This is a genomic window from Pantoea sp. S61 (assembly GCF_016625145.1).
Lineage (GTDB): Bacteria > Pseudomonadota > Gammaproteobacteria > Enterobacterales > Enterobacteriaceae > Pantoea > Pantoea rwandensis_B.
In genome coordinates, this window is sequence record NZ_JACVUO010000019.1 from 19,790 (window position 1) to 43,799 (window position 24,010).

The 24,010-nt window shown below is 53.6% G+C and carries 23 protein-coding genes and 1 tRNA gene; 16 read left to right on the forward strand and 8 right to left on the reverse strand.

Annotated features, from left to right (window positions below; all coding sequences use genetic code 11):
* Window positions 1-11 precede the first annotated feature (11 nt).
* From fruK to IAE30_RS24790, 3 genes are all read right to left on the reverse strand, one after another.
* Window positions 12-950, reverse strand: coding sequence for a 1-phosphofructokinase (fruK, locus tag IAE30_RS24780; protein ID WP_038645831.1), 939 nt, complete (start codon window positions 948-950; stop codon window positions 12-14).
* A complete protein-coding gene (gene fruB / locus IAE30_RS24785; protein ID WP_200681161.1) occupies window positions 947-2,077 on the reverse strand; it encodes a fused PTS fructose transporter subunit IIA/HPr protein in 1,131 nt (376 codons plus the stop codon). The genes fruK and fruB overlap by 4 nt, the downstream gene beginning before the upstream one ends.
* A gap of 276 nt (window positions 2,078-2,353) precedes the next feature.
* Window positions 2,354-2,608: a YkgJ family cysteine cluster protein gene (locus tag IAE30_RS24790; protein ID WP_038645825.1), complete on the reverse strand. Its 255-nt coding sequence runs from the start codon at window positions 2,606-2,608 to the stop codon at window positions 2,354-2,356.
* A 149-nt stretch (window positions 2,609-2,757) separates the two neighbouring features.
* On the opposite strand from IAE30_RS24790, the gene yeiP reads away from it, so the two are divergent.
* From yeiP to yejF, 9 genes are all read left to right on the forward strand, one after another.
* Window positions 2,758-3,330, forward strand: coding sequence for an elongation factor P-like protein YeiP (yeiP, locus tag IAE30_RS24795; RefSeq protein WP_034824964.1), 573 nt, complete (start codon window positions 2,758-2,760; stop codon window positions 3,328-3,330).
* Between the two features lie 95 nt (window positions 3,331-3,425).
* The gene (locus IAE30_RS24800; protein WP_200681162.1) at window positions 3,426-4,400 is read left to right on the forward strand and encodes a GTP-binding protein; all 975 of its coding nucleotides are present in this window, start codon (window positions 3,426-3,428) and stop codon (window positions 4,398-4,400) included.
* Window positions 4,401-4,443: 43 nt separating this feature from the next.
* On the forward strand, window positions 4,444-5,151 hold the full coding sequence (locus IAE30_RS24805) for a phosphatase PAP2 family protein (protein WP_200681163.1): 708 nt from the start codon (window positions 4,444-4,446) through the stop codon (window positions 5,149-5,151).
* Between the two features lie 516 nt (window positions 5,152-5,667).
* Window positions 5,668-6,243 carry a bifunctional murein DD-endopeptidase/murein LD-carboxypeptidase gene (mepS, locus tag IAE30_RS24810; RefSeq protein ID WP_034824970.1) on the forward strand — a complete coding sequence of 192 codons (576 nt, stop codon included), beginning with the start codon at window positions 5,668-5,670 and terminating at the stop codon, window positions 6,241-6,243.
* A 298-nt stretch (window positions 6,244-6,541) separates the two neighbouring features.
* Window positions 6,542-8,107 carry a cyclic di-GMP phosphodiesterase gene (locus IAE30_RS24815; protein ID WP_038645819.1) on the forward strand — a complete coding sequence of 522 codons (1,566 nt, stop codon included), beginning with the start codon at window positions 6,542-6,544 and terminating at the stop codon, window positions 8,105-8,107.
* Window positions 8,108-8,172: 65 nt separating this feature from the next.
* Complete coding sequence (locus tag IAE30_RS24820) at window positions 8,173-9,981, forward strand: extracellular solute-binding protein (protein WP_200538160.1); 1,809 nt, start codon at window positions 8,173-8,175, stop codon at window positions 9,979-9,981.
* A gap of 10 nt (window positions 9,982-9,991) precedes the next feature.
* Window positions 9,992-11,083 (forward strand): microcin C ABC transporter permease YejB, encoded by a 1,092-nt coding sequence (locus tag IAE30_RS24825; protein ID WP_034824974.1) that lies wholly within the window; start codon window positions 9,992-9,994, stop codon window positions 11,081-11,083.
* On the forward strand, window positions 11,083-12,108 hold the full coding sequence (locus tag IAE30_RS24830; protein WP_038645813.1) for an ABC transporter permease: 1,026 nt from the start codon (window positions 11,083-11,085) through the stop codon (window positions 12,106-12,108). The genes IAE30_RS24825 and IAE30_RS24830 overlap by 1 nt, the downstream gene beginning before the upstream one ends.
* On the forward strand, window positions 12,105-13,691 hold the full coding sequence (gene yejF / locus IAE30_RS24835) for a microcin C ABC transporter ATP-binding protein YejF (RefSeq protein WP_200681164.1): 1,587 nt from the start codon (window positions 12,105-12,107) through the stop codon (window positions 13,689-13,691). Before IAE30_RS24830 ends, yejF begins: the two co-directional genes overlap by 4 nt.
* Here yejF and IAE30_RS24840 read toward each other — a convergent pair.
* The 3 genes from IAE30_RS24840 to rsuA form a co-directional block, all read right to left on the reverse strand.
* The gene (locus tag IAE30_RS24840; RefSeq protein ID WP_034824977.1) at window positions 13,688-14,014 is read right to left on the reverse strand and encodes a hypothetical protein; all 327 of its coding nucleotides are present in this window, start codon (window positions 14,012-14,014) and stop codon (window positions 13,688-13,690) included. The two genes, yejF and IAE30_RS24840, sit on opposite strands and share 4 nt — an antisense overlap.
* A 414-nt stretch (window positions 14,015-14,428) precedes the next feature.
* Complete coding sequence (locus IAE30_RS24845) at window positions 14,429-15,619, reverse strand: Bcr/CflA family multidrug efflux MFS transporter (RefSeq protein WP_038645809.1); 1,191 nt, start codon at window positions 15,617-15,619, stop codon at window positions 14,429-14,431.
* 12 nt (window positions 15,620-15,631) lie between these two features.
* Entirely contained in the window at window positions 15,632-16,354 is a 723-nt protein-coding gene (gene rsuA / locus IAE30_RS24850; protein ID WP_045813619.1) for a 16S rRNA pseudouridine(516) synthase RsuA, read from the reverse strand.
* Window positions 16,355-16,523: 169 nt separating this feature from the next.
* On the opposite strand from rsuA, the gene IAE30_RS24855 reads away from it, so the two are divergent.
* Both IAE30_RS24855 and rplY read left to right on the forward strand, forming a co-directional pair.
* Window positions 16,524-18,278, forward strand: a complete 1,755-nt coding sequence (locus tag IAE30_RS24855) for a DEAD/DEAH box helicase (RefSeq protein WP_097116598.1) — start codon at window positions 16,524-16,526, stop codon at window positions 18,276-18,278.
* Window positions 18,279-18,406: 128 nt separating this feature from the next.
* On the forward strand, window positions 18,407-18,691 hold the full coding sequence (rplY, locus tag IAE30_RS24860) for a 50S ribosomal protein L25 (protein ID WP_034824983.1): 285 nt from the start codon (window positions 18,407-18,409) through the stop codon (window positions 18,689-18,691).
* A gap of 57 nt (window positions 18,692-18,748) precedes the next feature.
* Here rplY and yejK read toward each other — a convergent pair whose 3' ends face one another.
* A complete protein-coding gene (yejK, locus tag IAE30_RS24865; RefSeq protein ID WP_200681165.1) occupies window positions 18,749-19,753 on the reverse strand; it encodes a nucleoid-associated protein YejK in 1,005 nt (334 codons plus the stop codon).
* Window positions 19,754-19,911: 158 nt separating this feature from the next.
* Here yejK and IAE30_RS24870 point away from each other — a divergent pair, with 158 nt between their 5' ends.
* The 3 genes from IAE30_RS24870 to IAE30_RS24880 all read left to right on the forward strand — a co-directional run bounded on the left by IAE30_RS24870 (window position 19,912) and on the right by IAE30_RS24880 (window position 22,063).
* Window positions 19,912-20,139: a YejL family protein gene (locus IAE30_RS24870; RefSeq protein WP_034824987.1), complete on the forward strand. Its 228-nt coding sequence runs from the start codon at window positions 19,912-19,914 to the stop codon at window positions 20,137-20,139.
* 23 nt (window positions 20,140-20,162) lie between these two features.
* On the forward strand, window positions 20,163-21,914 hold the full coding sequence (gene yejM / locus IAE30_RS24875) for an LPS biosynthesis-modulating metalloenzyme YejM (protein ID WP_038645804.1): 1,752 nt from the start codon (window positions 20,163-20,165) through the stop codon (window positions 21,912-21,914).
* A 72-nt stretch (window positions 21,915-21,986) separates the two neighbouring features.
* Window positions 21,987-22,063 (forward strand) — tRNA-Pro (locus IAE30_RS24880).
* A 53-nt stretch (window positions 22,064-22,116) separates the two neighbouring features.
* Here the strand turns inward: IAE30_RS24880 and IAE30_RS24885 are convergent.
* Window positions 22,117-22,668 (reverse strand): GNAT family N-acetyltransferase, encoded by a 552-nt coding sequence (locus tag IAE30_RS24885; protein ID WP_200681166.1) that lies wholly within the window; start codon window positions 22,666-22,668, stop codon window positions 22,117-22,119.
* A gap of 210 nt (window positions 22,669-22,878) precedes the next feature.
* Here IAE30_RS24885 and IAE30_RS24890 point away from each other — a divergent pair, with 210 nt between their 5' ends.
* Both IAE30_RS24890 and IAE30_RS24895 read left to right on the forward strand, forming a co-directional pair.
* Window positions 22,879-23,082, forward strand: coding sequence for a hypothetical protein (locus IAE30_RS24890; protein WP_034824993.1), 204 nt, complete (start codon window positions 22,879-22,881; stop codon window positions 23,080-23,082).
* Window positions 23,083-23,162: 80 nt separating this feature from the next.
* Window positions 23,163-23,888, forward strand: coding sequence for a 4'-phosphopantetheinyl transferase (locus tag IAE30_RS24895; RefSeq protein WP_200681167.1), 726 nt, complete (start codon window positions 23,163-23,165; stop codon window positions 23,886-23,888).
* Window positions 23,889-24,010 lie beyond the last annotated feature (122 nt).

Sequence of the window (24,010 nt, forward strand, 5' to 3'; positions counted from 1 at the left end):
CTCTCCTGCTGTTAGTTAACGGGTTGTAAGTCGACACGCGCCATCATCGCGGCCAACTGGGTACGATCGGTCACACCAACGTTGCTCTGGCTCACCGCCATAGCAGCCACTGCCGTTGCCAGACGCAGGGTATGCTCGCTGGATTCACGCATCAGCAGCCCGTAAATCAGGCCTCCGACCATCGAATCTCCCGCGCCTACGGTGCTGACGACTTCACAGGCGGGTGGTTTGGCGATCCATTCGCCAGAGGCGTTGACCCACAGTGCGCCTTCCGCACCAAGGGAAATCACCACATGGGCAATGCCCTGCTCACGCAGTTCATGCGCGGCTTCGATCACATCCTGCAAGGTTGGCAGTTTGCGGTCGGCCCAGATTTCCAGTTCACGACGGTTCGGCTTCACCAGCCACGGCGCTGCTTTTAAACCAGCCACCAGCGCTTCACGACTGCTGTCAAAAATGATGCACGGGCACAGGGTGCGCAGATCGCTCATCCATTTGGTGAACGCTTCGGGTGCCACGCCCGCTGGCAAGCTGCCGCTGACGCACACCATGTCAAATTGTCCCAGCCAGGTCAGTGAATCGGCAGTGAAGCGATCCCAGTCCTGCGCGGTGACGTTAAAGCCAGAGAAATTCAGGTCGGTAACTTCACCGTCCTTTTCTGTCAGCTTTACGTTAATGCGGGTACGGCCCTGCACCACCTGAAAACGGTTGGCGATGCCCAGTTCGCTGAACAGCTGCTGGAAACCGTCCTGATTTTCTTTCCCGAGGAATCCGCCTACGGTGACGTCAATACCGAGATCTTTCAGTACTTTGGCGACGTTAATGCCTTTACCCGCTGCGTGCAGACCGGTGGTTTTCACCAGGTTAACTTCGCCACGTTCGATTTCTGGCGTATAGCCCACCAGATCGTAAGCGGGATTCAGAGTGATTGTGGCAACGCGGCGGCTCATGCGACCCCCTCGCCCAGGCCAGAATTGATGGCCTCTTCGATGGCATTCAGCGCCTGCTGTGCATCTTCACCACTGGCGGTAAAGCGCAGGCGATGGCCTTTTTTCACGCCCAGCGCGACGACTTTCATCAGGCTGCGTCCGTTGGCCGGTTTGCCGCTACCGTCAAGGTTGGTGACGGTGATGTCACTGTTAAACTGTTTAATGACCGTCACCAGCGCGGTGCCCGGACGTGCGTGCAGTCCGTGCTCGTTGCGGATAGTAAATTCAGCCACCAGTTGATCCGCGCTTTCGTCCACTTCACTGGTCAGCAACGCGAGGATGCCTGCTGCATCGGCTTTCAGCAGACGTTCAGCTTTGTTGCTCAGCAGCAGATTGCTCAGGTAGCCCAGCACTTCCAGCGGACGATCGTCGGTGGCTGCCACGGTCAACAACAGCGCCACATTTTCGCCCTGGTGCACAAATGGCGTGGCGGTACGGCTGACGGCGATGGCGCTGTTGAGGTTGCCGTTGGCGCTGTCGCTCAGCCAGATGCTCTGACCGAGGCTCAGTGGGGTACGCGATACGGCATCCGCCACAAACGTCGCTTCAACAGCCCCCGCAGCCTGTAAACGGCCAGCATTCAGCGCCTGTAAGGTGATGAGATCGCTGGCGGCAACATCAATCGCAATCAGCGAGGTATCGAATTTGAATTCCGCGGCCTGCTTTTCACCCATCAGGATGGCACGAAGATCTTCGGCTGAGGCGGTTTTCAACTGCTCTGCGATGCTGTCATCGCTCAATACGTGAGTCAGCTGGCGCAGCAGCGCAAGATGTTCATCTGATTTCGCCGCGATACCGATGGCGACATAAGCCGTTTGCCCATCACCCCACTCCACGCCCTGTGGGAACTGATAAACCTGTACGCCGGTTTTCAGCACCATATCGCGCGTATCGGTGGTGCCATGCGGAATGGCAATACCATTACCCAGGAAAGTGGTGGTCTGCTGTTCGCGCGCCAGCATGCCGTTAACATAGCCTTCCGACACATTACCGGCTGCGGTTAACGCAGCGGCAACCTGACGGATAGCCTCTTCTTTATTTTGTGCACTGGCACCGGTATGGATGGCCTGAACGTCGAGCTGGAACATATTTCTCCTCGCTTGCTGAAATTGAATCGTTTCAGCTTAATGGCGAAAAATTACGCTGCACTTCTCGGGGGTTGCCGAGAGGACAACGCTGAAACGTTTCAGGGAATATGGTACAGCATGAGAAAGCAGGCAAGAAAATGCGCGATCGGCGTAGCAGATTTTTGACGTTCCGCACACTTCAGATCGGATTTAAGATTTTTCAGGCCTGCACGGCTGACGTTTTTGCTGTAACGCAGGGATCATAGAAAGCAAATATTTCAGCACCGCGTCAGCAAGTTAAGGCGCGGTGTCCGCTTCCAGTTGCAGCAGGAAGATCATCGCCGCTTCGCGACTGCTGCCGCACATCTCTGCGCTGGGCTGTAAACCCGCACAGACTGCGGGACGCAGCGGAGAACCAAAGATTTTGCAGCGCTGATTATCGTCAAGCTGAACGCAGCGGGTATTCGCCGGTTTGCCCTGGGGCATGCCGGGAATCGGGGAAGAGATTGAGGGGGCTGTGCAACAGGCACCGCACTGGTCACGACAATACATCATGCGCTCCTGAGGATTTCGTCGCGACAATAGCAGGCTGATGACGGTAATGCCATGCGCGGGCAACAATTTTACGCCGCCTCCCTTGCCTGTTTTTCACGGCGCGAGTAACGTGGCGCGCATTAACCTTTTCACAGCGAGTAATCCCCATGCCAAAGGCAAATGAAATCAAAAAAGGAATGGCTGTTACCTGGAACGGCAAACTGTTGCTGGTAAAGGACATTGATGTCCAGAGCCCAAGCGCACGCGGTGCTGCCACCCTCTATAAGATGCGTTTTACCGACGTGCGCACTGGCCTGAAAGTGGAAGAGCGCTTTAAGGGTGACGATATTATCGATGCCATTCAGCTTAGCCGTCGCGCCGTGACCTTCTCTTATATAGACGGTGACGAGTACGTGTTTATGGATGATGAAGATTACACGCCCTATAGCTTCAAGAAAGATCAGATTGAAGAAGAGCTGCTGTTCATCCCTGAAGGCGGCATTCCTGGGATCCAGGTGTTGACGATGGAAGGCCAGGTGCTGGCGCTGGAACTGCCGCAGACCGTGGATATGGAAATTGTCGATACTTCACCGGGCATTAAAGGCGCTTCCGCCAGCGCACGCACCAAACCCGCGGGCATGAGCACCGGCTTGTCGATCCAGGTACCGGAATACCTGAGCAATGGCGATCGCATTCGCATTCACGTAGCTGAACGTCGCTATATGAGTCGCGCGGACTAACCGCACGATTTTATCCGGCCGCCGAAGGTTGTTATAGTATAACAATGTCGTGCGCGCCGGGTATGTTGTCCGCGCGCCTGAAAATGGAGCCTGTAATGACGCGCGTTAATGTAATCACCGGATTTCTCGGCAGCGGTAAAACCACCACCCTGCTGCATCTGTTAGCCCATAAATCCGCCAATGAGAATTGGGCGATTCTGGTTAACGAGTTTGGCGAAGTGGGTATTGACGGCGCACTGCTTGCCGATCGCGGTGCCACGCTGAAGGAAATTCCTGGCGGTTGCATGTGTTGCGTTAACGGCCTGCCGCTGCAAGTCGGGCTCAATATGCTGCTTAAGCAAAATAAGCCCGATCGTCTGATCATTGAACCCACCGGTCTTGGCCACCCTAAACAACTGCTGGATATGTTGCGCGCCGCCGTGTATCAACCCTGGATCCAGGTTGATGCCACCCTCACGCTGCTCGATCCCCGTCAGTTAGCCGATGCGCGCGTTGTCGAGAATGAAAACTTCCGCGATCAGCTCACCGCCGCCGATATTATCGTCGCCAATAAAAGCGATCGCTGGAGCGAGGAAGATCGTCAGCGTTTGCAGCAATGGCAGCAGCATAATCTGGGCGATCGCCAACTGGTCGAATCTGCATGGGGTAAAGTTGATCCCGCGTTACTGTGCCAATCCGCATTGGCGGATCGTGCGGTTCCTGAAGCGGCACATCATCATCATACTTCACGGCCAAAAGGGTTGGCGGCACTCAAACTTGAGGGCTCAGCTCGCTGGCGCCGTGCATTAAATGAAGGCCAGGGCTACGCATCCTGTGGCTGGATTTTTGATGGTGATACGGTGTTCGATACCATCCCGGCGCTTGAGTGGGCGCGGCTTGCACCGGTGGATCGCGTCAAAGGCGTACTTCGCACGCCAGACGGTCTGGTGAACATCAATCGCCAGGGTGATGACTTCTTTATGGAAACGCGCACCACTACGCCGCCGGACAGTCGTATCGAGTTAATCCACCATCAATCCGTTGACTGGAACGTTTTGCAAACAACCTTGTTGAGGATTCGTTTAGATTAGCTGCGTTAGGTTGCCCCGTTATTTTACTTTTTGAGTCTTTTTTATGCGCGCGTCTCGTTTAATCACCATCCTGCTGCTCAATGCACTGGGGATCATGCTGTTTTTTTCGTGGTACCTGCCGCCGGATCATGGCTTCTGGTTTGGTATCGACAAAGCCATCTTCTATAGCTTCAACGACCGGATGGTGGATCATCACGGCTTCGCCTTACTGGTGGCGATCACCAATTTCCGTGGTTTTGACGCGGTATCGCTGCTGGCGATGGGTCTGCTGTATCTGTGGTTCTGGCGTCGTGAAACACCGCAGGGCCGCCGCCGCATGCTGGCCATTGGCATCACCATGTTGCTCACCGCCGTGGTGCTGAATCAACTCGGTCATTTGATCCCTGTGCAACACGCCAGCCCTACGCTGTTCTTTGACAACGTGCATCGCGTGAGTGAACTGACCGGGATTCCGGCGAAAGATGCTTCCAGTAATAGCTTCCCTGGCGATCACGGCATGATGCTGATTATTTTCGCCTGCTTTATGTGGCGTTATTTCGGCTTCCGCGCCTTCCTGGTCGGTTTGGTGATTGTGGTGGTGTTTGCTCTGCCGCGTGTGATGGCCGGTGCGCACTGGTTTACCGATATAGCCGTGGGATCGATGTCGGTGATTCTGGTGGGTTTAAGCTGGTGCTTATTAACACCGCTCAGTGACACATTGGTTAATTGGCTCAATCGCGCCCTGCCAGGGAAATATAAGCCACGCACATAATTGTTAAGCGCGGATGACAATACGCAGAAAAGTCGATCATCCGCGCTTATCGAATCCAGAAATACATTATTAGCAGACTAACGTTTTTCTATTAAAAGAAAACATTATGATGCAAAACGCGTAACAATAGCCTTTTTCCTGGCTTGTCCAGCCAGAAGCCTCTCAAAATCGGCCTTAGCGCCGGAATTAGCCCCTGAAAACCCGCCTTATTGGCTATTAAATCGCTACCAATCGTTGATAAAGTAACCATTGTGTTACGGATTGATTTCACATCAATAAAAGCGATAAAAATTTATATAAAAGCACTCGCCACGCGGTCTGTAATCGGTTAACCTCAAACGCGATTACTTAGAGTGCAGCATAAAATTCGGTGCCTTATGCAACAAAAATGTGTTCATTAACACATTTTAGTAATTAAGGAATTGTCTTAAGCGTTTGCTCTTATTAATCTCAAACCCGTTTTGTCATCTGGCTGGCGACATTGTGTCGTAAGGACTTCAAAGGAACACACGTATAATGGTCAAGTCTCAACCAATACTGAGATACCTCAGGCGGATCCTTCCCGCAGTAGCATTAGCAACACTCTTATCGGCATGTAGCAGTACGCATAACGGTCAGAACGCGAATAACGAGAATCATGAAGTTAACAACCAGAATGGTTTTTTACTTCAAGCGTCTCAGGACGAATTTGAACAGATGGTGCAGAATGTGGACGTTAAGTCCCGCATCATGGAACAGTACAGTGACTGGAAAGGTGTCCGTTATCGCTTAGGCGGTGACACCAAACGCGGCATTGATTGTTCTGCTTTTGTTCAGCGCACCTTTCGCGAGCAGTTCGGTTTAGATTTGCCACGTTCAACGTCAGAACAGCAGGATACAGGCAAAGAGATTTCTCGCGGCAAACTGCGCCCGGGTGATTTAGTGCTGTTCCGTGCCGGTTCTACCGGACGACACGTTGGCATCTATCTCGGTAACGATAACTTCGTGCATGCATCCACCAGCAGTGGTGTGATGATCTCCAGTTTAAACGACAGTTACTGGAAAACACGTTACCGTGAAGCCCGCAGGGTTTTAGCTAAAAATCCTAGCTAACGTATCCTTTTGAAGATCCTCTCAGCCAGAGAATCAGAAAACGCTGCCCAGGCAGCGTTTTTTTTCGCCTGCTATTTCTTAACGCAAATCCGATAGATAAAAAGTAATTGAGAATCAGAAATATAACGAGACTTTTCGCGCGTCCTCGTTATATTCTCGTTTGCTTACTGGCAGCAAATTGTTGTGTCTCCGGCGGTTAAAAAAACCCACCCTGATGCAATATTTCACGCCAGACACCAGCGAGCAGTAGTGCACGATTTACATAATAATAATGGCGCCATAAAGGGGAATGCACTCCATGCCACTGTCGGGGACGTTAAAACGTCATGCAACTTATTCGCGCCGTATCGCCTGGAGTAGTGCGATCATCGGCGGTGTGTTCTTTCTGTTGTTTGTCATCGTACTGCTGACGCTAACCTGGCAAAAACGAGTACAACAACATGAACAGTTGCTGATCCATAGCCGCGACGATCTTCAACAGGTGATGTCGACCCTGGTGGATACCCTTTATCCATTGCAACAATACACCCAGCTTGAATGCAGTAGCGTAAGCCGCGAACTCACTTCACGTGCCGCCTTTGCCGGCAATATCCGCGCGATTTTGCTGGTACGTAACAGTAATGCCTATTGTTCGTCCGCCACCGGCGCCTTTCTGCTGCCTGCGAATGATATTTCGCCACAATCGGAGCTGGAGCGCGATCGCGATTTACGCTTACTGGAAGGTACGCCCCTGTTGCCGACCAAACCGGCGCTGGCGTTGTGGATGAAGAATCCAGGCTCAGCTGAGACCGGCATTCTCGCCACCATGAATATCAGCCTGACGCCTTATCAGCTGCTGGCTTCTTATCATCCCGAAATCACCGGTATGGCGTTGGTGATTGGCGATAAAGCCCTGCTGAGTGGCAAGAATCAGGTGGTGAACATCCACGATTTACCACCAGCCTTGAAAGAAATGAGTTTTAAAGATAATGACATGCGCTTCGTGCTGTACGGTACGACACTGGCGCAACGCGATTATCATCTGATCCTGCTGACCGGCCTCCTCTCAGCCCTGTTTATGAGTGCGGCCAGTTGGCTGCTGCTGACGCTGTATCAGCGTCCTGGCAAAGAGATTATGCAGGGCATTAAACGTGGTCAGTTTCATGTTGAGTATCAGCCCCTGGTCACCGCTCACGATGGGCAACCGTACGGCGTTGAAGCACTACTGCGCTGGACACATCCCACCGAGGGAATGATTCCCCCCGATGCCTTTATTAGCAACGCTGAAGCGCAAAATCTGATTATTCCCCTGACTCAGCATTTGTTTAAGCTGGTGGCGCGCGATGCGAAGTTCCTCTGCCAGCAACTGCCGCGCGGCACGCGTATGAGTCTGAACCTTTCCCCACTGCATCTCGCATCAGAAAGTTTTCGTCAGCATGTGCAGGAGTGGATTGCTGACATGCCAAAAGACCACTTCAACTATGTTTTCGAAATCACCGAACGCACCATGGTGGGCGAAAGAAATGCTGGCGAGATTTTTGCCTGGCTGCATGAGCAGGATATTAAAATTGCCATCGATGATTTCGGCACTGGCCACAGTGCATTAATCTATCTTGAACGCTATCCATTTGATTACCTCAAAATTGATCGCGGCTTTGTACAGAGTATTGGTACCGAAACGGTGACCTCACCGGTACTGGACGCAGTATTGCTACTGGCGAAGAAGCTCAATCTCAAAACCGTTGCAGAAGGCGTTGAAACCGGTGACCAGGCTGCGTGGCTGGTGAACCGTGGGGTGACGCATCTGCAGGGATATTTATTCAGTCGCCCGCTGCGTCCGGAAAACCTGATCAGTTATTACCAACGTCAGGCAGCGCTCGGTTAACGTCACGCTATCGTCACGAAACTGCTACCATTCAGTGCGGATTATTTAAGGAGAGCGCCCCACTTATGCTGCTGCGTCTTGTCACCGCGTTGTTGGTTAGTAGCGCCATCGCGCCACTGCATGCGGAAACCATCAATGAGAGTTATGCCTTTGCCAAGCTGGGCGAACCGAAGTATGTGGTGAATTTCACCCATTACGATTACGCGAATCCCGCTGCGCCTAAAGGCGGCAAGATGACCATCGCGGTGGTGGGCACTTACGATAACTTCAATCGCTTTGCTTCACGCGGTAATCCTGGCGTCGGCACCGATACGCTGTATGACGGACTGTTCACCACCTCCGATGATGAGCCTGGCAGCTACTATCCCTTGATTGCTGAATCCGCCCGCTATCCATCCGACTATCACTGGATGGAAGTGTCCATCAATCCCCATGCGCGCTTCCAGGATGGCAGCCCGATAACCGCGAAAGATGTTGCCTTCACCTTCCAGAAATTTATGACCGAAGGGGTGCCACAATTTCGCGTGGCGTTTCGTAGTGTTGAAGTGAAAGCGCTCAACAATCTCACCGTCCGCATCGACATGCCGAAACCAGACAAGGACATGATCCTGAGCTGGTTAACGCTGCCAGTTTTGCCGCAAGCCTTCTGGCAGAATAAAAAATTTAATGAGCCTATCGGTTATCCTCCGCTCTCCAGCGGCCCCTATCGCGTCACGTCTTATAAGCCAGGCCAGTTCATTCAATACAGTCGGGTGAAAAATTACTGGGCGGCAAATCTGCCGGTTAATCGGGGACGCTTCAACTTCGATACGCTGCGCTACGATTACTACCTTGACGATAACGTCGCCTTCGAGGCCTTCAAAGCCGGTGCGTCCGATCTGCGCGAAGAGGGATCGGCCAAGAAGTGGGCCACACAATACCGTGGGCGCAACTTTGATAGCCACGCCATCGTGAAATCGACCACGCCAAATACCGTCTCTACCGATACTCGCTGGCTGGCCTTTAACAATGAAAAACCGCTGTTTGCAGACCGTAGAGTGCGTGAGGCACTGACGCTGGCATTTGATTTCGAGTGGATGAACAAGGCGCTGTTTTACGGGGCCTACAAACGCACTGACAGCTATTTCCAGAACACGGCTTACGCTGCCAGGGGCTATCCGAAAGCCGACCAGCTCATTCTGCTGGCACCGTACAAAGCGCAGTTGCCTGCGGAAGTGTTCAACAACGAATACGCACCGCCGCGTTCAGAGGGTAGCGGCTTCGATCGCGGTAATCTGCTAAAAGCCATGACGCTGCTGAAAGAAGCGGGCTGGCAGATTAAAAATCAGCAACTGGTGAACGATAAAACCGGGCAGCCCTTCCGCTTTGAACTGCTGATGCGCAGTGGCACGCAGAACGATTGGGCGCTGCCGTTCCAGCACAGCCTGCAGCGTCTGGGGATTCAGGTAGCGTTGCGGCAAATTGATAGCTCGCAGTATCTGCGCCGTTTGCGTGAAGGCGATTACGATATGATCCCCTCGCTTTACTACGCGATGCCCTCGCCTTCCACCAGCCTGCGCACCATTTGGCAATCGCCATACATTGATTCCTCGTGGAACACCCCTCGGGTGAAAGATCCCATCGTGGACCACTTCGTGCAGGAGATCGTCGACCATCAGGGGGATGAAAAAGCGCTGTTACCGCTGGGTCAGGCGCTGGATCGTATCCTGTTATGGAATGCCTATATGATCCCGATGTGGTACAACGCCGAACAGAGGCTGGCATACTGGGATAAATTTTCCCGCCCTGAAATCAAACCCGCGTACGCAACCGGGTTAGAGAACTGGTGGTATGACGTGAACAAAGCCGCACAATTGCCGGCCGATAGACGCTGAGGAGAGCGGTTTGGGTTCCTATTTCCTGCGCAGGTTGCTGCTGATTATTCCCACGCTGTGGGCGATCATCACCCTGAACTTTTTTATCGTGCAGATTGCGCCCGGTGGACCGGTGGATCAGGCGCTGGCGAATGCGCAATTTGGTCATAGCTCCGGTTTTTCCTCGGGCAGTGCTGGAGATGTCGGCGGGCGCGGTGCGCTGGCGCATGATAATCCGGGCGACAGCCAATATCGCGGCGCGCGTGGCCTTGATCCTGAGGTGATTGCAGAGATCAAACACCGCTACGGCTTTGATAAACCGCTGCTGCAGCGCTATGGCGAAATGCTGTGGAACTATATCCGTTTTGATTTTGGCGACAGCCTGTTCCGCAGCGCCTCGGTGCTTCAGCTCATCAAAGAGAGCTTGCCGGTTTCCATCAGCCTGGGCTTGTGGAGTACGTTGATCATTTATCTGGTCTCGATTCCGTTAGGGATTAAAAAGGCGGTGCGCAATGGCAGCGCTTTCGATATCTGGAGCAGTACCTTTATCATCATTGGATACTCCATCCCGGCATTTCTGTTCGGCATCATGCTGATTGTGTTGTTTGCCGGTGGCAGCTATTTCGACTGGTTCCCGCTACGCGGTCTCACCTCGCCGCAGTTTGATACGCTGCCGTGGTACAGCAAGATAGGCGATTATCTCTGGCACATTACGCTACCGGTGCTGGCCACCGTCATTGGCGGGTTTGCCACCCTCACCATGTTGACCAAAAACTCATTCCTCGATGAGATCCGCAAACAATACGTGGTGACGGCTCGCGCCAAAGGACTGGATGAAAAACGTATTTTGTATGGCCACGTGTTTCGCAACGCCATGCTGCTGGTGATCGCCGGTTTCCCTGCCACCTTTATCAGCATGTTCTTTACCAGTTCGGTCTTAATTGAGGTGATGTTCTCCCTCAACGGACTCGGCTTGCTGGGTTACGATGCCACCATTCAGCGCGACTATCCGGTGATGTTTGGCACGCTCTATATCTTCACGCTGATTGGCTTGCTGATGAATATTCTCAGCGATCTGACCTATACGCTGGTCGATCCGCGCATCGATTTTGAGGGGCGCTAATGGGTTTATCGCTAATTAACCAGCAGCGCTGGCAACGCTTTCGCCATAACCGCCGTGGTTTTTGGTCGCTGTGGATTTTTTTGCTTATTTTTGTGCTTTCACTCGGTGCGGAGTTACTGGCCAATGACAAGCCACTGCTGGTGCACTACCAGCAGCGCTGGTACATGCCGCTGCTGTTCAATTACAGCGAGAGTGATTTTGGCGGCGACTTTGCCACCCCGGCCGATTACCAGGACCCCTGGCTAAAACAGAGGATCGATCAGCAGGGCTGGGCGCTGTGGGCACCTATTCGTTTCAGTGACAGCACCATCAATTTCGCCACCGATGTGCCCTTCCCTTCTCCGCCCTCGAAGCAGAACTGGCTGGGTACTGACGCCAATGGTGGCGATGTGCTGGCGCGTTTGCTGTACGGCACACGCATCTCGCTGCTGTTCGGCATCTTGCTGACGCTATTTTCCAGCGTGATCGGCATCGTGATCGGTGCCGTGCAGGGCTATTTTGGCGGCCGTGTCGATCTGGTTGGCCAGCGTCTGATTGAAGTGTGGTCTGGTATGCCGTCGCTGTTTTTATTGATTTTGCTCTCCAGTGTGATTCAACCCGGCTTCTGGTGGCTATTGCTGGTCACCGTGGTGTTTGGCTGGATGAGCCTGGTGAGCGTTGTGCGAGCCGAGTTTCTGCGCACGCGTAACTTTGATTATGTGCGTGCGGCGCGCGCGCTCGGCGTGAGTGACGGGCGCATTATGCTGCGTCACATGCTGCCGAACGCCATGGTGGCCACGCTGACCTTCCTGCCCTTTATTTTATGCGGTTCGATTACCACCCTGACCTCACTGGATTTCCTTGGCTTCGGCTTGCCGGTGGGATCTCCTTCTCTGGGTGAACTGCTGTTGCAGGGCAAGAACAACTTACAGGCGCCGTGGCTGGGACTTTCCGGCTTCTTCGCCCTCGCGCTGCTACTCTCGCTGTTGATCTTTATCGGTGAAGCGGTACGTGATGCCTTTGATCCAAGCCGGGGGGTGAAATGAGCCTGTTAAGCGTCAATCATCTCGCCGTGGCCTTCAATCAGCGCCGCGTGGTGGAAGATATCTCTCTGCAGATTGAGGCAGGTGAAACTCTGGCGCTGGTCGGTGAATCCGGTTCAGGCAAAAGTGTCACCGCGCTCTCCATTATGCGCCTGCTGCCGCAACCGCCTGTGACGTATCCGCAAGGTGAGATCCTGTTCAATGGCCAAAATATCTTGCAGGCCAGTGAGCGTGAAATGCGCGGCCTGCGTGGCAACCAGATGGCGATGATTTTCCAGGAACCGATGGTGTCGCTCAACCCGCTGCATAACGTTGAAAAGCAGCTGTATGAGGTGCTGTCTCTGCATCGCGGGATGCGCAAAGAAGCGGCGCGCGGCGAAATTCTCAGCTGTCTCGATCGCGTTGGCATCCGCAATGCAGCATCACGCCTCGGCGATTTCCCGCATCAGCTTTCCGGCGGAGAGCGTCAGCGCGTGATGATTGCCATGGCGTTACTGACACAACCAAAACTGCTGATTGCCGATGAGCCCACCACCGCGCTGGATGTCACGGTTCAGGCACAGATTCTGCGCTTGCTGCGTGAACTGCAGCGTGAACTGAATATGGGCATGCTGTTCATTACCCACAACCTCAATATCGTCCGCCAGCTGGCGCATCGCGTAACGGTGATGCGCAATGGCCGGGAAGTGGAGCACAATCTTTGCAAGCCGCTGTTCAGCCAGCCACAGCATCCCTATACACGTGAATTACTCGCCGCAGAGCCGGATGGCCAACCGGTGCCGCTTATCAATACCCAACCGCTGCTGCAGGTCAAAAACCTGCACGTGGGCTTTCCGATTAAACGCGGATTGTTCAAGCGCAGCGTGGCGGAAAAAACCGTACTCAGCGATCTCAACTTCACACTGCGCCGGGGTGAGAGCCTTGGGTTGGTGGGGGAATCCGGTTCAGGTAAAAGCACCACTGGATTGGCACTGCTGCGTTTGATTGCCGCGCGCGGTGAGATTTGGTTTGACGGTCAGCCGCTGCATAACCTATCGCGTAAACAGCTTTTGCCGCTGCGTCCGCATATTCAGGTGGTGTTTCAGGATCCCAATTCATCACTCAATCCGCGCATGACGGTACAGCAGGTGATTGCGGAAGGACTGGCAGTGCATCGTCCTGAATTAAGTGCTGCCGAGCAGGAAGCGAAAGTGATTGCCGTGATGCAGGAAGTAGGACTGGATGCAGAGAGCCGTTCACGCTATCCCGCCGAGTTTTCCGGTGGACAGCGCCAGCGTATCGCCATTGCCAGGGCGCTGATTCTGGAGCCGCAATTAATCGTGCTGGATGAACCGACCTCTTCGCTGGATCGCTCAGTGCAGAAGCAAATTCTCACCCTGCTGCGCCGTTTACAGCAGGAGCACCAGTTAGCGTATCTGTTTATTAGCCATGATTTGCAGGTGGTGCGCGCACTCTGCCATCAGCTGATTGTGCTACGCCAGGGTGAAGTGGTGGAACAGGGAGAATGCGAAGCGTTGTTTAATGCACCAGCCAGCGATTATACGCGTCAGCTTTTGGCCTCCGCGCAGGGTGAATCGTTAACTTAATGACCTTCAAAGGTTTCTGCGATGGCAACGCCCTGATTTTTCAGGCAACAATTGGTCGTGCTTTCATCACCGCGCTGAATCAGTAAACAGGGTTGCCCTTCGCACAGCGCAATTTTGCATTCGACCTGAATCTGCGCCAGCGTCTCTTGCAGCTGGTGCAAAATTTCCAGTGCGGGATGCCCATCGTGGCTTAACAGACGCAATGCGACGAGATCTTCATCGTGCACACCATTTACCGCTTCCTGACGCTCAATTTCACCAACATGATCGGCTGACCAGCGATAATGTTGCGGTAAGCGATGCATAACCGAAAGTTGCAGCATAGTTACAGTCCCCAGAGACGTTAACGCTTATTCACGACGACGGCGATTACGCAGTGAATCCCTACCTGGTAAACTCAGAATACGGACGTCAAGGTTTGCCTTCTCGTTTTAAACACAAAGCATGTAGCAAAGTTATTATTTGCGAGCTTTCTCGCATTTATGCCTATGTGTACCTTGTTCGGCGGCAGTTAACAATCATTTTAGACGCAATGTCGTTACTTTTTTACCCCTTAATTTTCACATTATGGAAACATTAAGCATAACGAATATGTGGGGATTCGCGAGTGGGGCTGAGGAATAGAACGCTTGCAGCAAGTGGGAATGTGATTGCGGCGCGGTTTTAACCACGAAGTCATTGGCTCTAAAGCTCAGCGAACTCCGCGATAAACCGCGCCGTCAGAGGGATGTGCAGAATTACGTGTGGCGTGGACGTGCGGCGTAGCTAAACAACACAATGGAGACGGTTGCGCACAGGGCAATGGTCGCCACCATCGGCCAGGCGCTGTTAATACTCACCAGTGACAGCAATGCGCCCACCAGCGCCCCCACGCCAAAGCGTAAGGTTCCGGCCAGCGACGATGCGGTGCCTGCCATATGCGGAAACTCATCGAGAATCACCGCCATCGCGTTCGAAGAGACCGTCGAGACGCAGCCAATAAACATCGCTACGCCAAACACCAGCGACAGGAAACCCAAATCCAGCGCACTGGCAATCAGCAGCCAGATACCCATTGCGAACTGAATAATCAGCCCGATACGGAACATCGCCAGCGGCCCAAAGCGGCGTACCGCACGACTGTTAATCAGCGTCATGACAAACAGGAACACCACGTTAAGGCCAAAGTAGTAACCAAAGTTTTGCGGTGAAACGTGATTGACTTCGATGTAAACAAATGGCCCGGCGTTGAGGAAGGTAAACAGCCCCGCAAATGAGAAGCCGCTCGCCAGCATATAACTGAACGCGCGTTTGTGGCGCACCAGCGCCACAAAGTTACTGATTGTGGTACGCAGATGGAATCGCTGCCGCTGTTCAGGCTTCAGCGTTTCACGGATCTGTGTCACCACCAGTACAGTGGTGATCAATGCGGCCACGGCCAGCGTCCAGAATATCGCGTGCCAGTTCCACAGCAGCAACAGCCAACCGCCGATAATCGGGGCCAGTAACGGCGCAATCGTCGTGACCAGCATGACAAACGACATCATGCGCGAGAAATCCTCTTTCGAGTAACTGTCTCGCATCAACGCATTAATCACCACGCTGGCCGCTGCCGCCGACAAACCGTGCAGGAAGCGCATAAAGATCAGTTGATCAATGGACTGTGACAAGGCGCATGCCGCCGCGGCGCAGGCAAAGATTAGCGTGCCCAGCACAATCACCGGTTTACGTCCGTAGCTGTCCGCCAGCGGGCCATACACCAACTGCCCGATAGCAAACCCCAGGATGTAAAGGTTAAGCGTCATCTGCACGCTGCCTGCCGAAACGGCAAATTCGCGAGCAATTTGCGGCATAGCCGGCAAATACATATCAATGGAGAGCGGCATCAGCATCGCCAGCAATCCCAGAATCACGACTAAACCTACCGGTGAATTCTTTTCCTTACGCACCGCTCTCTCCCGCTATTTGCGTTTTTTCAACTCTTCTGGCAGGCCGATGCTGTCGACCTCTTCTTCCGTGAGTTCACGGTATTCACCTTCAGCCAGATCGTCATCCAGCACAATCTCACCAATGCTTTCGCGATGCAGCGCAGAGACATGGTTTCCCATCGCGGCAAACATGCGTTTGACCTGATGATAGCGGCCTTCCGTGATGGTTAATCGCGCGGCCTTTTCATCCAGGATCTCCAGCACCGCCGGTTTGGTCAGCTCTTTCTCATTGTGCAGTTGAATCCCCGCCGCAAACTTCTCCACCAACGCAGGGTCAATCGGCTCTTCGACCTCAACCAGATAGGTTTTTTCGAGGTGATGGCGCGGAGAGGTTATACGGTGTGACCATTGACCATCGTCCGTCAGCAGAACCAGACCGGTGGTATCGATATCCAGACGCCCTGCCGCATGCAGCTTAAAGGCAGCGGGTTCTTCCATGAAGAACAACACGGTAGGATGATCGGGATCGTCAGTGGAGCAGACATAGCCCTGCGGTTTATTCAGCATGAAGTAGCGAGGACCGGTTTGCACCACCAGTGGATTGCCGTCGTATTCGATTTCGTCGTCTGGCAACACTTTGTAGCCCGCATCGCGCACCACTTCGCCGTTAATAGTGACTTTCCTGGCGCGGATTTCGCGGCCGGCGATAGCACGGCTGACTTCCAGCTGCTGAGATATGAATTTTTCGAGTCGCATGAATTCGCTTTTGCCTGTTACTACGGAGGGAACTGAAACGGCGTTTTTAAACCGTTAAAAAAGTGTGGGCAGTATAGCTTGATCCTTCGCCTGCTAACAGTACCGCGCCTGCGTTTCAGCTGTTTTCATGGCATAATGCGTGCCCGTTTGAAAAAAAAAGTTTGTCCTGATGTCCTTCACCCTGCGCCCGTACCAGCAAGAGGCGGTTGACGCCACGCTCCAGCATTTTCGCCGCCACGATGCGCCCGCCGTGATCGTGTTGCCGACGGGCGCCGGTAAAAGTCTGGTGATCGCTGAACTGGCGCGGATTGCCAGAGGCCGTGTGCTGGTGCTGGCGCATGTGAAAGAGCTGGTCGAGCAGAATCACAGTAAATATCAGGCGTATGGTCTGGAGGCCGATATTTTTGCCGCCGGTTTGCAGCGCAAACAGAGCGAAAGCAAAGTAGTTTTTGGCAGCGTGCAGTCGGTGGCGCGCAATCTGGATCGCTTCGACAGTGCCTTCTCCCTGGTGATCGTTGATGAGTGTCACCGCATCAGCGACAACGAAGAGAGCCAGTATCAACAGCTGTTCGCCCATCTGCGACAGCACAATCCGCAGCTGCGGCTGCTTGGGCTAACCGCCACCCCTTTCCGCCTCGGTAAAGGCTGGATTTATCAGTTTCACTATCACGGCATGGTGCGCGGCGATCAGCACGCGCTATTCCGTGACTGTATTTATGAATTGCCGCTGCGCTACATGATCAAGCACGGTTTCCTTGTGCCGCCCGAACGGCTGGATATGCCGGTAGTACAGTACGATTTCAGCCGTCTGATCCCGCAAAACAACGGCTTATTCAGCGAAGCCGATCTCAATCGCGAATTGAAGCAGCAGAATCGCGTAACGCCGCACATCATCAGACAGATCGTGGAGTTCGCGGAAGATCGCCGTGGTGTGATGGTGTTCGCCGCCACGGTAGAACATGCGCGTGAAATTTTATCTCTGTTGCCCGAGAACAGCGCGTTGGTATCTGCGGAAACCGTGGTGAAAGAACGCGACCGTTTAATCAGCGAATTTAAAGCGCAGCAGTTAAAGTTTTTAGTGAACGTCGCGGTACTGACCACCGGTTTTGACGCGCCACACGTCGATCTCATCGCCATTCTGCGCCCCACTGAATCTGTCAGCCTGTATCAGCAAATCGTCGGGCGCGGCCTGCGTTTGTCACCGGGCAAAACCGATTGCCTGATCCTCGATTACGCCGGCAATCCGCACGATCTCTTTACCCCGGAAGTCGGTACGCCAAAAGGCGCCAGTGACAACCAGCCGGTGCAGGTGTTCTGCCCCGCCTGTGGTTTCGCCAATACCTTCTGGGGAAAAACCACCGAAGACGGCCACATCATTGAACATTTTGGTCGTCGCTGTCAGGGCGTGATGGAGGATGATGAGGGCAATCGTGAACAGTGTGACTATCGCTTCCGCTTTAAAAGTTGTCCCGACTGCGGTGCAGAAAACGATATTGCGGCCCGCCGCTGCCATCAGTGCGATCGTATTATGGTCGACCCGGATGATATGTTGAAAGCCGCGCTAAAACTTAAAGATGCACGCGTGCTGCGCTGCGGCGGTATGACGCTGGAACAAGGACGTGACGAGAAAGGGGAATGGCTAAAAGCGACCTACTTTGATGAAGATGGCACCAGCGTCAGTGAACGTTTCCGTCTGCAAACGCCTGCACAACGTAAAGCCTTTGAGCAGCTGTTTATGCGCCCACACCAGCGCGCACCCGGCGTGGAACTCGGTTGGCAAACGGCTGCGGATGTTATCGCTTTGCAGCCACTGCTGCGCCATCCCGATTTTGTGGTGGCTCGCGCGAAAGGTCATTTCTGGCAAATTCGCGAGAAGATGTTCGATTATCAGGGACGTTATCGGCGCGCGAATGAGCTGCGTTAAGCGACGGAATCATTTGCCCGCGTCTTCTATTGCGGCTATAATGCCGCCCGCTTTTGCATCCGTAAAAGCATATGAATAACCGTCTGTTGCTGGGTCGCCTGTAGCAGAAATGATTGAAGAGAAATCAAATGACCACTTTCAACGCTGAAGTACGTAAAGAGCAGGGTAAGGGTGCGAGCCGCCGTCTGCGTGTAGCAAATAAATTCCCAGCCATCATCTATGGCGGAAACGAAGCGCCAGTTGCTATCGAACTGGACCACGACGTTGTAATGAACCTGCAGGCTAAGCCTGAGTTCTACACCGACGTGCTGACCATCGTTGTTGATGGTAAAGAAGTTAAAGTTAAAGCTCAGGCGGTACAGCGTCATCCGTTCAAGCCAAAACTGCACCACATCGACTTCGTTCGCGCTTAATCGCCAACGAGTTGAAAAGAGAACGCCGCTTACGCGGCGTTTTTTTTTACCTGGAAATCAGTTTCCGCCTGTTCGGCGCTGTAACTGATCGCGCAGATTAGGTGGTGTCCCTTTGATGGTCAGGGTATCGGTCGCGGGATCCCAAAAGATGCGCTCACCCAGCAGCATGGCATCAAAATTCAGCGTCAAGCCGCCACCGCTGCCAGCAAACCTGGTCAGTTGGCGCAATGTGCTACGGTCAGCCGGGAAATGCTCTTCCAACTCGTAACCCTGCTCCTGGGTAAAGGCCTGGAATGTTTTCTCTCCCAGCGGCGGCAGTTCACTGGACAAATCTTCCAGCGCAATCTCCTCACCTGCCTGCAGTTGGTCGTTGCAGTAGCTGTAGACCTGCTGACGGTAGTTCTGGCGCTCGTTCTTATCGAGATTCGATTCCGCGCAGTAATCATCTACCGCCTGCAGCAAACCCCGGTTCTGTGCTTTCGTATCCAGGCCTACGCTGGCACCGAGGAAATCCATAAAGAAATCGGCCACCTTGCGCCCGACACGTCCGCGCAGGAAGGTCAGATAACGGGTGGATTCTGGATTGGTTTCCCACTCAGTGAGATCAATACGCGCCACAATATCCGCATGATTGATGTCGAGATAATGGGTGCTGCTGATATCCAATTCCTCATTGACGCGCATGCTCGACTGGCTGCTCAGCATCGCCACCAGCAAGTACTCAACCGCCAGATAGCGATAGTGCAGGAACAGCACCACACCACTTTCCGCAAACGGGTATTTGCCCAGCTCATCACGCAGACGGCCGGTCGCCGCACGGCTGAAAGCCAGAAAGTCATCTTGCCCTTTGCGGCAGTTACGCAGCGCATCGGCCAGTTCGCTCTCTTCATTGAACAAACCGTAAGCCTTACTTTTGGCGCTGTACACCCGATGCAACTCTTCCGCCATCTCTTCTACCGCACGGGTCGTCGGCAGTAATGTGTCACGCAGGACCAGCTCAAGCTGATTTTCATCACGTTTAACTAACTGATGCAGGGCAATCTGGTCGATATCCAGACTCATGGTAGACTCTCCTTTAGGCTCAGGCGCGTATTCAAACACCGCCCGCCGCTGCTTTCAACTCTACGCACAAACTGATCGCTCTGCTTGCGATTTAATTGCGGAAAAAAGCGCGTTGTTACGGTAATATACCGCCTTTTCACACTTGATTAGTCGACGATATGCCACAATCATCCCGTTATAGCGACGAGCGCGTAGAGAAGCTTCTCGCGCAGATGGCGCAGATTCTTGAAAAAGACAAAGCGCCAACCGACCTTTCCCTGATGGTATTAGGGAACATGGTAACCAATTTGATTAACACCAGTGTCTCGCCGGCCCAGCGCCGCAGCCTGGCGAAATCTTTCGCGGAAGCGTTGCAGTCTTCCGTTCGCGATGACAACGCCCACTAAATTGCAGATCTGACCTCATAAATATGGTAACCAACCGGCAGCGCTATCGCGAAAAAGTCTCCCAGATGATCAGCTGGGGGCACTGGTTTGCTCTGTTTAATATCATCTTCGCGCTGATTTTAGGTAGCCGCTATCTGTTGGTCGCCGATTGGCCTGCGTCACTCGCGGGCCGTATTTATGCCTATACCAGCTGGATTGGCCACTTTAGTTTTATCGTGTTCGCCGGTTATCTGCTGGTGATTTTTCCGCTCACGTTTGTGGTGATGTCACAGCGATTGCTTAGGGTGCTGTCGGCGATTATCGCCACTGCCGGGCTGACGCTGATTATGGTCGATAGCGCGGTGTTCAACCGCTTCCACCTCCATCTGAACCCGGTGGTGTGGGAGTTAGTGATCAACCCGGACCAAAGCGAAATGGCACGTGACTGGCAGCTGATGTTTATTAGCGTACCGGTCATCTTCCTCGTGGAGATGTTGTTTGCCACCTGGAGCTGGCAGAAGCTGCGCAGCCTGAATCGACGCTCATTTGGTAAGCCGCTGGCCGCGCTGTTTATCTGTGCTTTCTTTGCCAGCCATCTGATGTATATCTGGGCGGATGCCAATTTCTATCGCCCGATTACCATGCAACGCGCCAATCTGCCGCTCTCCTATCCGATGACCGCACGACGGTTTCTTGAACGCCATGGCTTGCTGGATGCGCAGGAGTATCAGCGCCGTCTGGTGCAACAGGGCGATCCTGAGGCGCTGTCAGTGCAGTATCCGCTGAGCGATATCACCTTCCGCGATGGCGGCACGCGCCACAACCTGCTACTGCTGACCGTTGATGGTTTGAGCCATGACAATCTGGATAAGGCACTGCCGTCGCTGAATCAGTTTGCCAGCGACAACGTACGCTTTACCCAACACTACAGTGCCGGGATTGCGCCGGAGAAAGGCGTGTTCGGGCTGTTTTACGGCATCTCCTCCAGCTATATGGATGGCGTACTTGCCGCGCGGATGCCTTCGGCGTTACTCGGTGCGCTAAATTCGCAGGGATACCAGTTTGGTCTGTTCTCCTCCGATGGTTTCAGCCAACCCCTGTATCGCCAGGCACTGTTAGCGGATTACAGCTTGCCTGAAGCTGATTCTCAGCCAAACAGCACGACGGTGAACCAATGGCAAAACTGGCTCAACGGCCAGAAAGCCGAGGGTGCGCCCTGGTTCTCATGGATTTCACTTGATGGCGTCAACGTGACTGGCGAAAGCATTAAAGCGCGTCAGCGCAGCTATTTGCGCCAGGCTAACAGTGTTGATGAGCAAATTGCGGCCGTACTACAGGCGCTAAAACAACGCGACTTACTCAAAAATACCGTGGTGGTGATTACCGCTCAGCGTGCAGTGACGCCGGAGAATGATGACAATCCTGGTAATCGAGCCACGCTGCAAGTGCCGCTGGTGGTGCATTGGCCGAATACGCCGGCGCAGACCATCGATCGTCTAACCGACCAGCAGGATGTGATGACAACGTTGATGCAACGTCTGCTGCATGTGCGCACCAATCCAGCCAACTATTCACAGGGTGAGGACCTGTTTGCTGCTCAGCGCAGCCACAACTGGGTGGCCAGCAGTGAAGAGGGCAAACTGGTGGTGACTACGCCAACCGTGACGCTGGTGCTGAATAACAACGGTAGTTACAGCGCCTACGATGCACAGGGCCATAAGCTGAAGGATCATAAACCGCAGCTGGCGTTACTGCTTCAGGTGTTGACAGAGGAGAAGCGCTTTACCGCAAACTGATTAATAATGAGGCAGTTAAAACCTGCACATATTGCAATCGCGAGCGGAACCAGTAGACTACTTCTCCACGTTCGGCACGTAGCGCAGCCTGGTAGCGCACGGTCATGGGGTGTCCGGGGTCGGAGGTTCAAATCCTCTCGTGCCGACCAAAATCCTATAAAAAAGCAGCCCTTAAGGCTGCTTTTTTGCTTTATGAAGGCCGCTATCCTTTATCACGCTGCGCCAGCCACTCGTCACGCGTCAGCTCCCAGGTGCCCGCCGGTAACTCGCCCTCAACAAAAGTTTTGCTATAGGTATCCACTAACCGCATGCCGGTGCGTTCCGAGATGCGACGAGAAGCCAGATTATCCATCGCCTTGGGCACACGCAGACGCGTCTGGTCGAGATGGATAAACCAGAATTCGGTGACTGCTGCGCAGGCTTCACTCATCAATCCCTGCTTCTGCCATTCAGGCACCAGCCAGAATCCCCGGTTATCTTCCGGCCCCAGACGTAGTGAGATTAAACCAATCAGACTGTTGGGATCAGATCGATGGCGAAGGCTCCAGTGCCACGCCTGCCCTGCTTTCATTGCGGGCAGCGCCATGCCCTCAATATATTGACGGGCACCATCAGCGGGATAAGGCCAGGGCACAGAACCTATCAGATGCCGCACGATCTCCCAGCGCGGGAAAACCTGCTGTACCTGAATCGCATCTTCGCTTCGCAGCGGTTGCAGCAGTAAACGGGGCGTTTCCAGACGGGGTATTTCCATGACAACCTCCTTGGTTAACCCATTCAGTATTATCGTAAAACGGCCGGAGTGGGAATGCTTCTGGCAAATAATCAGTCAGTTACCGGAAGCAATCAAAGCGGAGCGGGATCACATTTTTCGTCAAATATGACAGCATTTCATCTGATTGAAACAAAACTGTCATACAGTTTAATTACTCTTATCCTTCCTGTTTTTCGATGGACACTTGTTATGGTCATCAAAGCTAAAAACCTGCAGGACGCGGAAGAACTCCTGCATTCAGGTATCAGTAAAGTTGAACTGGCTTACGATATCGGCAGCGACGATTTTTTCCGCCTGGCTTCGCGGTGGTGTGACCGCGGTGCACGTATAACCAAAGGCAACGAGCACTTTGTGGTACAGATCAAAGGCATGTCGATTCCGCCTAATCACTAAACGTGGGTGAGCCGCTTTGGCTTGCTCTTTTCACGGCTGACGGGTAAAAATAGCGTTTTAACCGTCAGCCGTGATGCTTAATGTTTGCTTCTGAAATTCCCCTGGCACTGCCCCCCTCCCCGTTTATCACCGCTGCGGCTATGACAAGCTCTCCGCTCCCTATTGCGTGGTGTGAATTTAATCAGCAGGCCTGGCACAGCGATCTGCATCAACACTGGCAACTCCCGCTACCACTGGCGCTACACAGTGCCGTCACTAAGCGTAAAGCTGAGCATTTAGCCAGTCGCTGGCTGGCACAGCAGATGCTGGCACGCTTTGCGATGCCTGACTTTATCCTGCGAAATGCGCCCGATCGCTCGCCGGTATGGCCAGTGGGGATTCAGGCCTCACTCTCGCATTCGCAGCAAATGGCCGTCATCGCGGCAACGCAGGCGCCCCTCTGTATCGGCGTTGATGTCGAGCAAGTGATGGCAGAACAGACCGCAGAGGAAACGGCGGAGATGCTGATGAGCCGTGCAGAACGTCAACGGTTAGCCGCCGCTGCGTTGCCGTTTGCAGCAGCGGCCACTCTGCTGTTTTCGCTGAAAGAGAGTGTCTATAAAGCGTTGTGGCCACAGTTGCATCAGCCGATGGATTTTCTGCAAGCGGAGTTGCTGGAGTGGGATTTGGCGCAAGGCCGCGCCAAGGTCACTTTGACGCAGGACTTTTCACGCGAGTTTAACGCCAACACACGGCTGCAGGCGCATTTCTGGCAACGTGGCGACCGCGTTATCACACTGATCGCTCATCCACTGAGCACCCCATAAAAAAACCGGCTCAGAATCAATCTAAGCCGGTGACAACACAAGACGACAGAAGTGTTCCAGGGAGACAGAGACGAGGAATCTCTGTTGAAACTTACCTTACCTGCCTGACAACACCTTGCCCA

Bases quoted from the DNA above. Each gene is read 5' to 3' on its own strand.
- fruK (WP_038645831.1), bottom strand. From the start codon at position 950: ATGAGCCGCCGCGTTGCCACAATCACTCTGAATCCCGCTTACGATCTG.
- fruB (WP_200681161.1), bottom strand. From the start codon at position 2,077: ATGTTCCAGCTCGACGTTCAGGCCATCCATACCGGTGCCAGTGCACAA.
- IAE30_RS24790 (WP_038645825.1), bottom strand. From the start codon at position 2,608: ATGTATTGTCGTGACCAGTGCGGTGCCTGTTGCACAGCCCCCTCAATC.
- yeiP (WP_034824964.1), top strand. From the start codon at position 2,758: ATGCCAAAGGCAAATGAAATCAAAAAAGGAATGGCTGTTACCTGGAAC.
- IAE30_RS24800 (WP_200681162.1), top strand. From the start codon at position 3,426: ATGACGCGCGTTAATGTAATCACCGGATTTCTCGGCAGCGGTAAAACC.
- IAE30_RS24805 (WP_200681163.1), top strand. From the start codon at position 4,444: ATGCGCGCGTCTCGTTTAATCACCATCCTGCTGCTCAATGCACTGGGG.
- mepS (WP_034824970.1), top strand. From the start codon at position 5,668: ATGGTCAAGTCTCAACCAATACTGAGATACCTCAGGCGGATCCTTCCC.
- IAE30_RS24815 (WP_038645819.1), top strand. From the start codon at position 6,542: ATGCCACTGTCGGGGACGTTAAAACGTCATGCAACTTATTCGCGCCGT.
- IAE30_RS24820 (WP_200538160.1), top strand. From the start codon at position 8,173: ATGCTGCTGCGTCTTGTCACCGCGTTGTTGGTTAGTAGCGCCATCGCG.
- IAE30_RS24830 (WP_038645813.1), top strand. From the start codon at position 11,083: ATGGGTTTATCGCTAATTAACCAGCAGCGCTGGCAACGCTTTCGCCAT.
- yejF (WP_200681164.1), top strand. From the start codon at position 12,105: ATGAGCCTGTTAAGCGTCAATCATCTCGCCGTGGCCTTCAATCAGCGC.
- IAE30_RS24840 (WP_034824977.1), bottom strand. From the start codon at position 14,014: ATGCTGCAACTTTCGGTTATGCATCGCTTACCGCAACATTATCGCTGG.
- rsuA (WP_045813619.1), bottom strand. From the start codon at position 16,354: ATGCGACTCGAAAAATTCATATCTCAGCAGCTGGAAGTCAGCCGTGCT.
- IAE30_RS24855 (WP_097116598.1), top strand. From the start codon at position 16,524: ATGTCCTTCACCCTGCGCCCGTACCAGCAAGAGGCGGTTGACGCCACG.
- rplY (WP_034824983.1), top strand. From the start codon at position 18,407: ATGACCACTTTCAACGCTGAAGTACGTAAAGAGCAGGGTAAGGGTGCG.
- yejK (WP_200681165.1), bottom strand. From the start codon at position 19,753: ATGAGTCTGGATATCGACCAGATTGCCCTGCATCAGTTAGTTAAACGT.
- IAE30_RS24870 (WP_034824987.1), top strand. From the start codon at position 19,912: ATGCCACAATCATCCCGTTATAGCGACGAGCGCGTAGAGAAGCTTCTC.
- yejM (WP_038645804.1), top strand. From the start codon at position 20,163: ATGGTAACCAACCGGCAGCGCTATCGCGAAAAAGTCTCCCAGATGATC.
- IAE30_RS24885 (WP_200681166.1), bottom strand. From the start codon at position 22,668: ATGGAAATACCCCGTCTGGAAACGCCCCGTTTACTGCTGCAACCGCTG.
- IAE30_RS24890 (WP_034824993.1), top strand. From the start codon at position 22,879: ATGGTCATCAAAGCTAAAAACCTGCAGGACGCGGAAGAACTCCTGCAT.
- IAE30_RS24895 (WP_200681167.1), top strand. From the start codon at position 23,163: ATGTTTGCTTCTGAAATTCCCCTGGCACTGCCCCCCTCCCCGTTTATC.